This is a genomic window from Thalassospira sp. MCCC 1A02898 (assembly GCF_001618185.1).
GTDB lineage: Bacteria > Pseudomonadota > Alphaproteobacteria > Rhodospirillales > Thalassospiraceae > Thalassospira > Thalassospira tepidiphila.
Genome location: NZ_LPXK01000012.1, coordinates 303,342 through 319,081 on the forward strand (window position 1 = coordinate 303,342; position 15,740 = coordinate 319,081).

10 protein-coding genes are annotated in these 15,740 nt (G+C 55.8%); 9 read left to right on the forward strand and 1 reads right to left on the reverse strand.

The window, feature by feature from the left end; genetic code table 11:
• Positions 1-22: 22 nt before the first annotated feature.
• Positions 23-856 (forward strand): isocitrate lyase/phosphoenolpyruvate mutase family protein, encoded by an 834-nt coding sequence (locus AUQ41_RS15840; protein ID WP_063089241.1) that lies wholly within the window; start codon positions 23-25, stop codon positions 854-856.
• A gap of 37 nt (positions 857-893) precedes the next feature.
• Here the strand turns inward: AUQ41_RS15840 and AUQ41_RS15845 are convergent, their stop codons facing one another.
• Positions 894-3,512 (reverse strand): DUF3772 domain-containing protein, encoded by a 2,619-nt coding sequence (locus AUQ41_RS15845; protein ID WP_063089242.1) that lies wholly within the window; start codon positions 3,510-3,512, stop codon positions 894-896.
• Positions 3,513-3,731: 219 nt separating this feature from the next.
• Between AUQ41_RS15845 and AUQ41_RS15850 the strand changes: the two genes are divergently transcribed.
• The 8 genes from AUQ41_RS15850 (at position 3,732) to lpdA (ending at position 15,570) form a co-directional block, all read left to right on the forward strand.
• Positions 3,732-4,721, forward strand: a complete 990-nt coding sequence (locus AUQ41_RS15850) for a CorA family divalent cation transporter (RefSeq protein ID WP_008889743.1) — start codon at positions 3,732-3,734, stop codon at positions 4,719-4,721.
• 97 nt (positions 4,722-4,818) lie between these two features.
• Positions 4,819-5,946, forward strand: coding sequence for a cell division protein ZapE (zapE, locus tag AUQ41_RS15855; protein ID WP_063089243.1), 1,128 nt, complete (start codon positions 4,819-4,821; stop codon positions 5,944-5,946).
• 631 nt (positions 5,947-6,577) lie between these two features.
• Positions 6,578-7,528: a malate dehydrogenase gene (gene mdh, locus AUQ41_RS15860; RefSeq protein WP_008889741.1), complete on the forward strand. Its 951-nt coding sequence runs from the start codon at positions 6,578-6,580 to the stop codon at positions 7,526-7,528.
• A gap of 140 nt (positions 7,529-7,668) precedes the next feature.
• Positions 7,669-8,898, forward strand: a complete 1,230-nt coding sequence (gene sucC, locus AUQ41_RS15865) for an ADP-forming succinate--CoA ligase subunit beta (protein ID WP_255356213.1) — start codon at positions 7,669-7,671, stop codon at positions 8,896-8,898.
• Positions 8,899-8,900: 2 nt separating this feature from the next.
• On the forward strand, positions 8,901-9,776 hold the full coding sequence (sucD, locus tag AUQ41_RS15870; protein WP_008889739.1) for a succinate--CoA ligase subunit alpha: 876 nt from the start codon (positions 8,901-8,903) through the stop codon (positions 9,774-9,776).
• A gap of 70 nt (positions 9,777-9,846) precedes the next feature.
• Positions 9,847-12,759, forward strand: coding sequence for a 2-oxoglutarate dehydrogenase E1 component (locus tag AUQ41_RS15875; protein WP_008889738.1), 2,913 nt, complete (start codon positions 9,847-9,849; stop codon positions 12,757-12,759).
• A gap of 105 nt (positions 12,760-12,864) precedes the next feature.
• The gene (gene odhB, locus AUQ41_RS15880; RefSeq protein ID WP_063089369.1) at positions 12,865-14,139 is read left to right on the forward strand and encodes a 2-oxoglutarate dehydrogenase complex dihydrolipoyllysine-residue succinyltransferase; all 1,275 of its coding nucleotides are present in this window, start codon (positions 12,865-12,867) and stop codon (positions 14,137-14,139) included.
• Positions 14,140-14,163: 24 nt separating this feature from the next.
• Entirely contained in the window at positions 14,164-15,570 is a 1,407-nt protein-coding gene (gene lpdA, locus AUQ41_RS15885; protein ID WP_063089244.1) for a dihydrolipoyl dehydrogenase, read from the forward strand.
• Positions 15,571-15,740 lie beyond the last annotated feature (170 nt).

The window sequence follows — 15,740 nt, forward strand, 5'->3', positions numbered from 1 at the left end:
TTTTGCACGAAGGGATCAGAACATGACGCAGGACAAAGGGGCATTGTTTCGGGCGCTTCACGAAGAACCTGGTGCATTCATCATTCCCAATCCATGGGATATCGGAACAGCCAGAATTCTTGCCGCACTCGGCTTTCGCGCCTTGGCAACGACAAGTGCGGGTATGGCCTTTTCCCTTGGCGTTGCAGAGGGCAAGACATCACCCGAAAATACGTTCAAGCATTGCCAGGCACTGGTTTCGGCTACGCCGCTTCCCGTTACTGCCGATCTTGAAAAAGGGATGGGCGATAGTCCGGAAAGCTCGGCAGAAACGATTGCGGTCGCGGCGTCAATCGGGCTGGCAGGCTGTTCGCTTGAAGATCACACAGGAGACCGGGCAAACCCGATCTATGATTTTTCGCTTGCTGTTGAACGCATTCAGGCTGCTGTCGAAGCCCGATCAGCCTTGCCGCATGATTTTGTCCTGACCGCGCGGTGCGAGAAATTCCTGTGGGGACGCCCTGACCTCGACGATACGATCAAGCGCCTTCAGGCCTTTGAAAAGGCGGGGGCGGATGTTCTTTATGCGCCGGGCTTGTATGATCTTGAGACGATCCGCACGGTTTGCTCATCGCTGAGCAAACCGGTGAATGTCGTTATGGGCATGCCCGGAAACACGTTCAGCCTGACTGAACTGGCGGACGCGGGCGCGAAAAGGATCAGCGTCGGATCAGCACTTGCCCGCCTTGCCTATGGCGCCTTTGTCAAAGCATCGCGCGAAATGATCGATACCGGCACATTTGGATTTTCTGACCAGGCCATGGGCTTTGCCGAGCTTGAGGAATTTTTCACCGGACAACCCCACAAGGCTCAATAGCAACAGGCAGCTTGAAACAGCAGATGGAACACATGCCCTAGCGCGGTGCATCCCCGTCAGGACTGCCGCCCGCATCGGGAATTTCACGGCCAGGCGCATCACGATCGCGCGAAACATCCTTGGTCGCAGACGGTGGTGCGGCCTTTTGATCTGCCCCGCTATCCTCGGTGTCTGAGGGCGCATCTTCTGCTTTGTCTTCTGACGTTTCGGGTTCCTCAGGTTCGGCCTTCTCGATCTTTTTCGGAGCCCCCTTGCCTGCGTCGCGGATCGCATCGGTCAGCTTATCGATATCGCGCAGGTTCAGGTCACGCTGCGGGAACGGAATTTCGATGCCTTCATCGCGGAAGCGCTGGACAACTTCAAAGCGGATCGAGCTTGCCACCGCAATCACATCGCCAATATCGCGCAGGAAATAGCGCAGTTCGAAATCAAGCGAACTAGCCCCGAAATCCATGAACACCACCTGCGGTGCCGGATAGGTCAAAATCTCGCGGCGCTTGTCGGCCATTTCCAACAGGATCTCGCGAACCTTGTCGACATCCGATCCGTAAGACACACCTATCTTGATGATGCCACGGCCTGAACGTTCCTTGAGCGTCCAGTTCAGAACACGGTTGGAAATCAGTTCGGAGTTCGGGATGACAACCGAAGACCGGTCAAAGGTTTCGATCTCGGTCGCGCGGACCCGGATGTCCTTCACAAAGCCCTGATCGGCGCCAACGACGATCCAGTCACCGACCTTGATCGGTCGTTCGACCAAAAGGATCAGGCCGGAGACAAAGTTGTTCACAATGCTTTGCATGCCAAAACCGATACCAACCGAAATGGCACCGGCGATGATGGCAAGATTGGACAAATCAAGCCCGGCGGCCGAAACCGCAAGCAAGATGGCAAGGCAGATCCCGGCATAGCCAAAGATCGCGGAAACCGAATGTTGCAGCCCCTGATCAAGCTTGGTGTTGGGCAGCACCCGCGTGCTCAGCATGCGCTGGAAGAAGCGCATCACTGCCAGCACGATGACAAACATCAAGGCCGCCAGCATGATGGAGCGCAGCGAGAAATGAATGCCGCCAACCTGAATGCCGATAAAGGCCTGCTGGACTGCCAGAATAAGATCAGCCCAGGCAATGTCGGTAAAGATCATCACCGCGACCGGCACGGCGATGGAAAACATCACCACATCGATCAGAACCCGCAGCCAGAAATAAAGCGTGCCATGCACCGCATCGCTGACATTGCTGTCTTCGCTGCTTTCCGGGCGCACCAGGTAAGTATGCATCAAAGCCCGGCAATAACCGCGCAGCAGCCAGTAACAGGTCAAAAACGCCAGCGCCATCATCAGGTTTTCAAGGATGAAGCGCGCCAGTGCAACATAACCCAGCAACATCAGCACCGGCATCATGATCGCGATGACTTTCAGGCCACGGCGCGACCGGCGTTCGATCTTTGACCAGATTTCGTGACGGTCGCGTTCGTCATGTTGCCAGAACACACCGAGTGAACAGACAAACAGCAAAACCGAAATCACCAGTACGTTCGAGATGCTTTGCACAAGCGCGATATCAAGCGACGTTCCAAGGGTCGTAGCACCTTGCAACAGCACCATGTCAAAGGCAAAAATCACCGCCACAGCCAGCGAACAGAACCCGACAACCCGGGCACCCCTTGGCGTTGTGCCCGAACGCCGCAAGGACGGTGCAAACGGTGAATGCACACTGCGCACCGCAGCCCCGACAAACAACAGGAACAAGGCAGCTGCAAAGCATTGCAGAACAAAATCACCCATGGCACCGCTCAGAAGCGCATCACGCGATTCAAGTATTCCATAAGCAATCAAAAGGGCGATGCCCGGCACCAAGGCAGTAAACAGGAACCGCGTTCCCGATATCAGTGATACGCGGTCTTCGTCAGGCACACTGTTCCAGCGTGCTGGCATATAGCGCAGCACAACCACCTCGCCGCCAATCAGGGCGGCGATCACGATGAAGGTCAGGAAAACCAGACCGGGGGCCACCTCGGACAGCTGATCGGCGACGTCCCCTTCGAGTTCAAGGTTGGAATAGCGCGCCTGTACCATGCTGGGCAGCTTGACGATTTCCCGCCAGGCTTCAAACCAGACAACCGGATCAAACGGCACATCCACCCGGCCCAGAACACGCCGGGTAAAGCGTTCACGTGCCAGACCGGACAACTGGTCAGACAGCTCGCTTGCGCGGAAATTGACCAGCTCAAGCTGTTTGAGCACACCGCCAACGCGCGCGATGTCCTGTCCGATACGATCACGTTCACGGGCGACCTCGGGAACTTCTTCCTCGCCCTCTGCCGGGGGTTCGCCAAGTTTGCCAAGGGCAGCTTCAAACCGCTGCAAACGTTCATCGGCCCGACCGCGCAGCTCGTTAATCGCAAGCTGGATGGTTTCGATCCGGTCGCGGCCATCGGAGATCACGCGCCCGGAAATTTCTTCGCCGGAAATCGATTCTTCAATCGCATCAAGTGTCGCTTCCCAGTCCGCAATACGGTTCTGTGCATTTTCCAGTTCGATCTTCTGCACAGAGTCAGGGCGCGGTTCGTTGGGCTGTGCTGCCAAACCGAAAGATACCGTCATTGCAAACAGACAGATTGCAAGACTTGCGATTACCTGACGAACTGATGTCATGCCTGATGATCCATATTGATGCCCGAAGCGCTGCCCGGCTTCCGTTTCTTGAGTGTTTTTCGCGTTTTGTAAACAGGTTGGCCTGATACTTGGTCACAGAACCGAACCCTACACTGAGAACAGTAACGAATCATCTAACGTTTCGTTCCGTTGTCATTGTGACGTGATGATGACCCCATCCCTGACCTGCATGAACGCAGTCAGCCAAGGAGCCCTGCGATGAGCAAAACCGCGCTGATCAATGCCTTTGAAATTGCCCCGGATGGCACCGCACAACCGGTTGGATGGGACGCCCTGCAATCGGGCCTGCCGCCAATTGCCGAGGGAAATTATCTTTGGGTGCATCTGGACTGGATGGGCGACGGGGTGCGCGACTGGCTGATCACGGTTGCCGGGATTGATGCGACCATCACCGACACGCTGTCGACCCGCGGCACCCGCCCAGCGGTCTTTTTCTATGATCCGGGCTATTCACTTAATCTGCGCGGGGTGAACCTGAACGCGGAAAACGATCCCGCCGATATGATTTCGGTGCGTTTCTGGGTCACAAACAACATGGTGATCACGCTGCGCAACCAGCCGCTCAAGGCGTTTGATGACATGCGGGCCGCCATTGCCGACCACAAGGCCCCCAACAGCGTCGATGATTTCGTCCTGACCGTTGCCGAACGGCTTGCCTTTCGGGTCGAAAATGTCGTGCGCGGCATGGAAGAAGATGTCGAGGCGATCGAGGACGATCAGGAAACCGTGGCCGAGGGCAAAACCCTTGCGCTGCGCAAACGCGGATCGGACATCCGTCATCGGCTGTCGCGCCTGCGCCGGCATCTGGGACCGCAACGCGATGCGCTGGCGCATTATGTCGAACAAAAACCTGTCTGGTCTGACAAGCGGTTTAAACGCCGCGCCCGCGCACTGACCGATAAAACCGTCCGCCTGGTCGAGGAATTTGATTCTCTGCGCGAACGCATTCAGATCGTGAATGAAAACCTGATGGCGCTCGAAAGCGAACAGATGAACCGCACGATGTACTGGCTTACTGTGATTGCCGGTCTGTTCCTGCCGATCAGTTTCGTCACCGGCCTTCTGGGGATCAATGTCGGTGGTGTTCCGGCAACAGACAGCCCGTATGGGTTCCTTGGGGTGTCGATCATTCTGGCGGTGATTACCGCTTTTGAAATCTGGTTGTTTAAAAAGATGCGCCTGATCTGATGGCAGCAATGCAAACCGTCTTGTTGCAATGCGATGCAACTTGGAGCTATGACAATCTCACAGTCCTAATTCCTTTCACTGCATTCGAGATTTGTTGATGACCGACGGCCCGCTTTCACGTTATCGCGCGAAAATCACCGCTGGTGAGCTGTCCCACGATCCGATGCAGGAACTCTGTGCGGAAAAACTGCAAAGCCTGAAAAACGCGCTGATCAACTATGAGCCGTCGACCGGCACCGGTGGCTGGCGCGAACGGTTTGGCCTGACCCGTCGGCGCGATGAACCGACCCCGCCGTCAGGACTTTACATTTATGGCGAGGTTGGTCGTGGCAAATCCATGTTGATGGATCTGTTCTATGAAACCATCGACATTGAAAAAAAGCGTCGCGTTCATTTCCATGACTTCATGCAGGATGTGCATGAACGCATGCACCGTTATCGCCAGACCAAGAAAAAGGACGATGCCGACCCGATCCCGCCGATCGCCAAGGACCTTGCAAACGATGCGTGGTTGCTGTGCTTTGACGAGATGCAGGTAACTGACATCACCGATGCCATGATCCTCGGCCGCCTGTTTGAACAGTTGTTTGATCATGGAGTCGTGATTGTCACCACATCGAACCGCGTGCCTGATGACCTGTATAAGGATGGTCTGCAACGCCAGAACTTCCTGCCCTTCATAGACATGATCAAGCAGAAGCTTGATGTGCTGGAACTGGCGAGCCCGACCGATTACCGCATGCGCAATCTGACGGCCGCCGAGGTATTCCTGTATCCGATATCGCGCGAACAGGCATCCAAGCGGATTGACGAGATGTTTACCACCCTGACCGAAGGCGCACGGGTCGCATCCGACAGCCTGACCGTCAAGGGACGCAAGATCGAAATCAGTGCGGCTGGTGCCGGGGTTGCCAAGTTCAGCTTTGAAGAACTTTGCACCCGTCCGCTGGGACCGGGGGATTACATCGCACTCGCGACGCACTTCCACACCATCGTCATCGACTTCATCCCGAAACTGCCGGACTCGCGCCGCGACTGGGCCAAACGGTTCGGGACCCTTGTTGATGCGATGTACGAACACAAAACCAAGCTGATCTGTGCGATCGAGTGTGACCCGACCGAGATCTACACCGACGGTGATTACTCATTCGAGTTCCAGCGCACAGTGTCGCGCATGACCGAAATGCGCAGTCAGGAATATCTCGATATGGCGCACCTCACCTGACGGCTTTCAGAACGGCGGGACAGCTGATCAAAACGGTAGCTATGATCGCAGCTGTGACCTGCCGTTTTCAGACGATCTGCCAGCGCCAGCGCAGCCTGTGGAAAACGACTCCATACACGTCACTTTAAAATCGTCGCAATTATTCGCCATATGAGCGCTTATCATCGCGCGATTCTTGCGTTTGACGCAGGGGAAACGAAGCTTCACGCAAAAATCGTCATATATTGGATTTCACGCCCCCGTCCCGACCGCATGGCTGATGGCCGTTTCCTGCAATGCTGCGCCAGTGTAATCCTGTTCATACGCACGAATTCGCAGCAAAGGGGCGCACTGCCTTTCATTTAGGCAGGCCGCAATCGTAAACCAGCTTTGGTTTTGCTGCGCATTAGCCCATGTTCGCATCTGCAACGTGAATGGTTTTTAAGCGTTTAGACCATAGTTGCAATAAACCGCGAAGCGGCGGTTTTCCTCGTAAAAACAGTGGGGTTTCCCCTTGTCATTCGTGCCGATTCAGTTTACGACACTCGGTGTTTACGAACGATTATTTCGCGTTCGCAGGTTTAAATTTTCAATCGCGCTCCCAAGTTGAGTTTCGACCCCCAGGAAGCGCAATAGGGAAGAAGGTAACGGAATGGCCCGCAACAAGATCGCGCTCGTCGGTGCCGGCAATATTGGTGGCACGCTTGCTCACCTCGTCGGTCTCAAAGAGCTTGGCGACGTCGTCCTTTTCGACATCGTTGATGGCATGCCACAGGGCAAGTCGCTCGACATTGCTGAATCCTCCCCCGTCGACATGTTTGATGCCGACCTCAAGGGTACCAGTGACTACAAAGACATCGCAGGCGCTGATGTCGTCATCGTCACCGCCGGTGTTGCTCGCAAGCCGGGCATGAGCCGCGATGACCTGATTGGTATCAACACCAAAGTCATGACCCAGGTTGGTCAGGGCATCAAGGAACACGCTCCGAACGCATTCGTCATCGTCATTACCAACCCGCTTGATGCGATGGTTTGGGTAATGCAGCAGGCAACCGGCTTCGATCCGAAGAAAGTTGTTGGCATGGCTGGAGTTCTGGACTCTGCGCGTTTCCGTTACTTCCTCGCAGAAGAATTCAACGTCTCGGTCAAAGACGTTACCGCCTTTGTCCTTGGCGGCCACGGCGATACCATGGTCCCGTCGATCCGTTATTCGACCGTTGCCGGTATCCCGGTTCCGGATCTGATCAAAATGGGCTGGACCACGCAGGAAAAAATCGACGAGATCGTGCAGCGCACCCGTGACGGTGGCGCCGAAATCGTTGCCCTGCTGAAAACCGGTTCTGCTTTCTACGCCCCGGCTGCTTCGGCAATCGCGATGGCGGAAAGCTACCTCAAAGACCAGAAGCGCGTCATGCCGGTTGCTGCTTACCTGAGCGGCGAATACGGTGTTGACGGTCTTTATGTTGGTGTCCCGGTTGTTCTGGGTGCCAACGGTGTAGAACGCATCGTCGAGATCAATCTTGATGAGTCCGAAAAAGCAAACTTCGACAATTCCGTGAACGCTGTTCGCGGCCTCGTCGAAGCTGCAAAGGGCATGCTCTAAGAACGCGAAACGGGCTGGTCAGTGACCGGCCCGTTTTTCAATCATTGTTGTTATTCAAACTTCAATGATCGCGGCCTCTTAACAAAGTCCCTCCCGCTCGTTACAGGGACATTGAAATCCAGATTTCTGACCCACCGGAAATCGTACGGAAGGCAAGAAAGCGACCGAACATGAATATTCATGAGTACCAGGCGAAAGAAATTCTTCGCAAATACGGTGTGACCGTGCCGAACGGCAAGGTTGCATATACCGCTCAGGAAGCCATCGAAGCTGCCCAGTCCCAGGCTGGCCCGGTTTACGTGGTAAAATCCCAGATCCATGCAGGTGGCCGCGGTAAAGGCACCTTCAAGGAAGCCAAGGCAGGTGACAAAGGCGGCGTTCGCGTCGTCAAGAGCCCGGAAGAAGTCGGCACCAATGCCGAACAGATGCTCGGCTCCACGCTGGTTACCCACCAGACCGGCCCGGATGGCAAAGAAGTCAAACGCGTTTACATCGAAGAAGGCTGCGATATCGCACGCGAACTGTATCTTTCGGTTCTCGTCGACCGCGCTTGCTCGCGCGTGATCTTCATGGCGTCGACCGAAGGCGGCATGGACATTGAAGAAGTTGCAGAAGCAACCCCGGAAAAGATCGTCACTGTCGAGATCGATCCGGCGGCTGGCTTCTCTGGCTTCCACGGTCGCAAACTGGCGTTTGCACTCGGTCTCGAAGGCAAGCAGGTTTCCAAAGCCGTCAAATTCATGACCGCAATGTACCAGTGCTTCCTCGACACCGATGCTGCCATGGTTGAAATCAACCCGCTGGTTGTTACCGGCGACGGCGACATCATTGCGCTTGATTGCAAAATGAACTTCGACGACAACGCGCTGTTCCGTCATCCGGACATCGAAGAGCTGCGTGACGAAGACGAAGAAAACCCGGCCGAACTCGAAGCTGCAAAACACAGCCTCAACTACATCAAGCTCGATGGCACCATCGGCTGCATGGTCAATGGTGCCGGCCTTGCCATGGCAACCATGGACATCATCAAGCTGTATGGTGGCGCACCGGCTAACTTCCTTGACGTTGGTGGCGGCGCAACCAAAGAACGCGTGACCACCGCCTTCAAGCTGATCCTGTCGGATCCGAATGTCGAAGGCATCCTGGTCAACATCTTTGGTGGCATCATGCGTTGTGACGTGATCGCAGACGGCGTTGTGGCAGCAGCCCGCGAAGTCAGCCTGAACGTTCCGCTGGTCGTTCGCCTTGAAGGTACCAATGTCGAACTTGGCAAGAAGATCCTCGAAGAATCGGGTCTGCCGATTGTTTCGGCTGACAACCTTGCCGATGCCGCCGAGAAGGTGGTCAAAGCTGTGAAGGAGGCCGCGTAACTATGGCTGTTCTCGTCGATAAAAACACCAAAGTTATCTGCCAGGGTTTCACTGGTTCGCAGGGTACTTTCCACAGCGAACAGGCACTGGCATACGGCACCAAAATGGTTGGCGGTGTTACCCCGGGTAAAGGTGGCACCAAGCACCTTGACCTGCCGGTTTTCAACACCGTTGAAGAAGCGGTACATGTCACCGGCGCAAATGCCTCGGTTATCTATGTTCCGCCGCCCTTCGCAGCAGACGCAATCCTTGAAGCCATCGACGCCAAAGTCGAACTGGCTGTCTGCATCACCGAAGGTATTCCGGTTGCTGACATGGTCCGCGTCAAGCGCGCGCTCGACGGTTCGTCGACCCGCCTGATCGGCCCGAACTGCCCGGGTATCATTACCCCGGACGAATGCAAGATCGGCATCATGCCGGGTCACATTCACCGCCGCGGTAAAATCGGTATCGTTTCGCGTTCCGGTACGCTCACCTACGAAGCAGTTGCACAGACCACGGCCGCTGGCCTGGGTCAGTCGACCTGTATCGGTATTGGTGGTGACCCGGTCAACGGCACCAACTTCATCGACTGCCTCGACCTGTTCCTGAAGGATCCGGAAACCGAAGGCATCATCATGATCGGTGAAATCGGTGGCTCGGCCGAGGAAGAAGCATGTGAATTCCTGCAGGCTTCCAAAGTCAAGAAACCGGTTGCCGGCTTCATCGCCGGTGTTACCGCACCTCCGGGTAAACGCATGGGCCATGCCGGTGCGATCATTTCCGGTGGCAAAGGTACGGCCGATGCGAAAATGGAAGCCATGCGCAGTGCTGGCGTTCTTGTTGCCGATTCCCCGGCAAGCCTCGGCTCGACCATGCTGAAGGCTTTGAAGGGCTAATCTGGGTAGTCAGAGGAAAGGCAAGGGGGGGCGTGGTCCTTCTTGGGGACCATGCCTTCCAAGACCACAAATGAAACCTCAAGATCTCGACACGATTCTGAACGAGTCGAACGCAACCTACATCGCTGAACTTTATGCCCGGTATCTGGAAAGCCCGTCTGCGGTTGACCAGAGCTGGGCTGAGTTTTTTGACGGGTTGCAGGACGACGCCTCCGAAATCCTCGCAGAAATGCGCGGGCCGAGCTGGCAGCCACGGGAAACCAAGGTTGTTGGCGGCATGGAGGGATACGACGTCTCACAGGGGCACGCCGAACGCCCGGCCCAGATGGGCTATGCACCGGCACCTCATGCAGCACCCACGGCTGGTCAGGTAAATTCTGATGCCATCCGCGCTGCCGCCAATGATTCCATTCGCGCTCTGATGCTGATCCGCTCCTTCCGGGTACGCGGCCATCTTGAAGCGAACCTGGATCCGCTGGGCCTTGCACCGCGTGAACCGCATCCGGAACTTGATCCGAAGACCTATGGCTTTACCGAAGCCGACATGGATCGTCCGATCTTCATCGCCAATGTTCTTGGCCTTGAAACCGCGACCATCCGTCAGATCGTCTCGCTGGCACGCAAAACCTATTGCGGGTCGATCGGTATCGAATTCATGCATATCCAGGAACCTGAACAGAAATCCTGGATTCAGCAGCGTATCGAAAGCATCGGCAACCAGACGCAGTTCACCACCCGTGGCAAGGAAGCCATCCTTGAGCGTCTGATCGAAGCCGAAGGTTTCGAAAACTATCTTCACACCAAATATGTCGGCACCAAGCGTTTCGGTATTGATGGTGGCGAAGCCCTGATGCCGGCACTCGAACAGATCCTCAAACGTGGTAGCCAGCTTGGCATCCGCGAGGTTGTGTTCGGCATGCCGCACCGTGGTCGTCTGAACGTTCTTGCCAACGTCATGAGCAAGCCGTTCCAGGCGATCTTCTCGGAATTCATGGGCAACCCGTCCAAGCCGGACGACGTGATGGGCTCGGGTGACGTTAAATATCACCTTGGTACCTCCGCCGACCGCGAATTTGACGGTAATGTTGTTCACCTGTCGCTGACAGCGAACCCGTCGCACCTTGAAGCGGTGAACACGGTTGTTCTTGGTAAGGTCCGCGCCAAGCAGGCCCAGCGCAAAGACACCAATCGCGAGCAGGTTATGGGTATCCTCCTGCACGGTGATGCGGCCTTTGCCGGTCAGGGTCTTGTGGCGGAAACCTTCGATCTGTCGCACCTCAAAGGCTACCGTACCGGTGGTACGATCCACTTTGTGGTCAACAACCAGATCGGTTTCACGACCAAACCGACCGATTCCCGTTCTTCGCCTTACTGCTCGGACATTGCCAAGGTCGTTCAGGCTCCGATCCTGCACGTCAATGGCGACGATCCCGAAGCTGTGGTCCATGCGGCCCGCATCGCGACCGAATTCCGTCAGGAATTCAAGCAGGACGTCGTTATCGACATGTTCTGCTATCGCCGCTTTGGCCACAACGAAAGCGACGAGCCGGCATTCACCCAGCCAAAGATGTACGACGTGATCGGCAAACACCCGACCACCAAAGACATCTATGCCCAGCAGCTGGTCAAGGAAGGTCTTCTGAGCGAAGAACGCATCAAGGAACTGGACAAGTCGTTCCAGGACTACCTTGATGAAGAGTTCAAGGCATCGGAAAACTACCGTCCGAACAAAGCTGACTGGCTTGAAGGCAAATGGTCGGGTCTTGCGTCCTCACATGGTGACGATGCTGACTGGATCGGTAAAACCGGCGTTGAAAACGACCTGCTGCAGGAAGTCGGCCGCGCACTTTCGACCCCGCCGAGTGACTTTGACATCAACCGCAAAATCCTTCGTCAGTTGAAGGCCAAAGCGAAGATGTTCGAAACCGGCGAAGGTATTGATTGGGCAACCGCCGAAGCCCTGGCATTTGGGACCCTGATGTGCGAAGGCACGCCAGTTCGTCTGTCGGGTCAGGATTGCCAGCGTGGTACGTTCTCGCAGCGTCATGCGAAACTGATCGATCAGACCACCGAAGCAAAATACACCCCGCTCAACAACATCCGTACCGGTCAGGCCGAGCTTGAAGTTCTCAACTCGCCCCTGTCCGAAGCAGGTGTTCTTGGCTTCGAATACGGCATCACCCTTGCAGAACCGCATTCGCTGGTTCTCTGGGAAGCCCAGTTCGGTGATTTTGCCAACGGTGCACAGGTCATCATTGACCAGTTCATCAGCTCGGGCGAAGCCAAATGGCTGCGTATGTCGGGTCTGGTAATGCTGCTGCCGCACGGTTACGAAGGCCAGGGTCCGGAACACAGTTCCGCACGTCTGGAACGTTACCTGCAGCTTTGTGGTGAAAACAACATGCAGGTGGCGAACTGCACGACGCCGGCAAACTATTACCACATCCTGCGCCGTCAGATCCGTCGCTCGTTCCGTAAGCCGCTGATCCTGATGACGCCGAAATCGCTTCTGCGTCACAAACAGTGCGTGTCAAACCTGTCCGACTTTGCGACGGGCACGACGTTCCTGCCTGTGATCAGTGAAACCGCTAAGCTGGTTGACGACAAGAAGGTCAAACGCGTCGTTCTGTCGTCGGGCAAGGTCTATTACGATCTGCTTGCTGAACGCGAAAACCGTGGCATCGAAGATGTTGCGCTTGTGCGTGTCGAACAGCTTTATCCGTGGCCGGAAAAAGAACTGGCAACGGAACTGGCCAAATACCCGAATGCTGATGTCGTCTGGTGTCAGGAAGAATCGGAAAACATGGGTTCTTGGTTCTTCGTTGATCGCCGGATCGAGGCAACGCTTGCCAGCATCAAGCACAAGGCAGGTCGTCCTGTTTATGTCGGTCGCGCAGCATCTGCTTCGCCGGCAACGGGCCTTCTGAAAGCCCACCTGCGCGAGCAGGCTGAGCTGGTCGACGCGGCACTTAGCGTAAAATAACTTTACCGGACGGGCGAGAAATCGCCCGTCCGCCACGTTCATTTAGATTTCATTCGTATGCTGGCAGACCCACACTGCCTGATTGAAAAAACGGTCGAGGAAAAAATGGCGACTGAAGTTAAAGTTCCCGCACTGGGCGAGTCTGTATCTGAAGCCACGGTGGCAAAATGGTACAAAAAAGTCGGTGACGCTGTTGCAGCCGATGAACCAATTGTCGAACTTGAGACCGACAAGGTCACCGTCGAAGTCAACTCCCCGGTTGCTGGCGCAATTGCCGAGCTGGTCGTTGGTGAAGGCGACGAAGTTGAAGTTGGCGCGCTGATTGCGCACATCAACGAAGGTGCCGAAGGCGCCGCTGCTTCTGATGAACCGGCCAAGGAAGAAGCCCCGGCCGCGAAAAAAGAAGAAGCTCCGGCCAAGAAAGAAGAGCCGAAAGCAGCCCCAGCCGCTGCACCGGCAGAAACGACCGCGTCAAACAGCGATCATCCGCTGGCACCGGCCGTTCGCAAACTGGTCGAAGACAAGAACCTTGATCCGTCGAAAATCCCGGCAACGGGCAAAGACGGCCGCCTGACCAAGGGCGACGTTCTGAACTTCCTCGAAGGCGGCGGATCGGCGTCCCGCGCTGCTGCCCCGGCACCGAGCGCCCCGGCAGCTCCGAAACCGGAACGTGAACTGCGTGACGGTGAAGAGCGTGTCAAAATGTCCAAGCTGCGCCAGACCATCGCGCGCCGTTTGAAAGAAGCCCAGAACACTGCGGCCATGCTGACCACTTATAACGAAGTGGACATGACCAACCTTCTGGCTTGCCGTAATAAATACAAAGACGGTTTCGAGAAGAAACACGGTGTGAAGCTTGGCTTCATGTCCTTCTTCATCAAGGCCTGCACCACGGCGCTCAAAGAATGGCCGGCTGTCAATGCCGAGATCGATGGCAACAGCTTCATCTATAAAAACTACTGCGATATCGGCGTTGCCGTTGGCACCCCGCAGGGTCTGGTTGTTCCGGTCATCCGTTCGGCAGAGGAAAAAACCTTTGCGGACCTGGAAAGCACCATTGTCGATTTCGGCAAGCGTGCCCGTGACGGCAAACTGGGCATGGATGAAATGACCGGCGGTTCCTTCACCATCTCCAACGGTGGTGTCTTTGGTTCCCTTCTGTCATCCCCGATCCTGAACGCGCCGCAGTCCGGTATTCTTGGCATGCACAAGACCCAGATGCGTCCGGTCGCAATCGACGGCAAAGTCGAAATTCGTCCGATGATGTATCTCGCGCTTTCCTATGACCACCGTATCATTGACGGCCGTGAAGCCGTTTCCTTCTTGGTACGCGTCAAGGAATGCATCGAGAACCCGGAACGCATCCTGCTCGATATCTGATCAGACAAAAGGATCAAAGAACTCATGAGTGAGAACTACGACGTTGTCGTGATCGGTGGCGGTCCTGGCGGTTATGTTTGCGCCATCCGCGCCGCACAGCTTGGCCTTAAAGTCGCCTGCGTTGAAAAACGCGGCGCACTTGGCGGTACCTGCCTCAATGTAGGCTGCATTCCGTCCAAGGCCCTGCTGCATTCCTCGCACCTGTTCGAAGAAGCGACCGAGCATTTCGATACCCACGGCATCGAAGTCTCCAAGCCGAAGGTCAACATCGAAAAGATGATGGCCCGCAAGGACAAGGTCGTTGACAGCAATGTCAAAGGCATCGAGTTCCTGTTCAAGAAGAACAAGGTTACCTATGTCAAAGGTGCCGGCGAAATCACTTCGCCGACCTCGGTCAAGGTTGCCCTTCTTGATGGCGGCGAAGAAACCCTGAATGCCAAGAACATCGTCATCGCGACGGGTTCGGAAGTCACCCCGCTGCCGGGTGTCGAAATTGACGAAGAAAAAATCGTCTCTTCGACCGGCGCACTGGTTCTTCCGAAAGTGCCGAAAAAGATGGTTGTCATTGGTGCAGGCGTGATCGGTCTGGAACTGGGTTCCGTCTGGCGTCGTCTGGGTGCCGAAGTCACCGTTGTTGAATATCTTGACCGCATTCTGCCGGGCATGGATGGCGAGCTGGTCAAACAGACCCAGCGCATCTTTGCCAAGCAGGGTCTTGACTTCAAACTCGGCCACAAGGTTACCGGTGCCAAGACCACCAAGTCTGGCGTGACCCTGACTGTTGAACCGTCCAAGGGCGGCGATGCAGAAGAACTCAAAGCCGATGTGGTTCTGGTTGCCATTGGTCGCCGTCCGTACACCAAGGGCCTTGGTCTCGACGCTGTCGGTGTTGAACTCGACGATCGTGGTCGTGTCAAAACCGACGAGCATTTCCAGACCAATGTTGGCGGCATCTTTGCGATTGGCGATACCATCGTCGGTCCGATGCTGGCCCACAAGGCCGAGGAAGATGGCGTTGCCCTGGCAGAAATGCTGGCGGGCGAAGAAGGCCATGTCGATTACGGCAAGGTCCCGGGTGTTGTTTACACCTGGCCGGAAGTTGCCGCTGTTGGCAAAACCGAAGAGCAGCTGAAGGAAGAAGGCGCAGACTACAAAGTCGGCAAATTCCCGTTCACCGCAAACGGTCGCGCCAAGGCAATGGAAAGCACCGAGGGCTTTGTCAAAATCCTCGAAGACAAGAAAACGCACCGTGTTGTCGGCGCGCATATTGTCGGCCCGGCTGCGGGCGATCTGATTACCGAAGTGGTTCTGGCGATGGAATACGGCGCGTCTGCCGAAGACATTGCACGTACCTGCCACGCCCACCCTGCCCTTGGCGAGTCCGTCAAGGAAGCAGCACTGGACGCGGACAAACGCGCAATCCACATGTAATTGATCAGTTCTCTGATCTGCAAACGGCCGTCCCATTCACTTGGGGCGGCCGTTTTGTTTTGACCTGCAGAAACGCCTAAGTGCCTAACTTTTATGAAGTTTGTGGAATTGTCAGACTTTTGGCAGGTGACGCTGGGGGGCTTTGGGGATTAGTATGACAAAACCTGTTT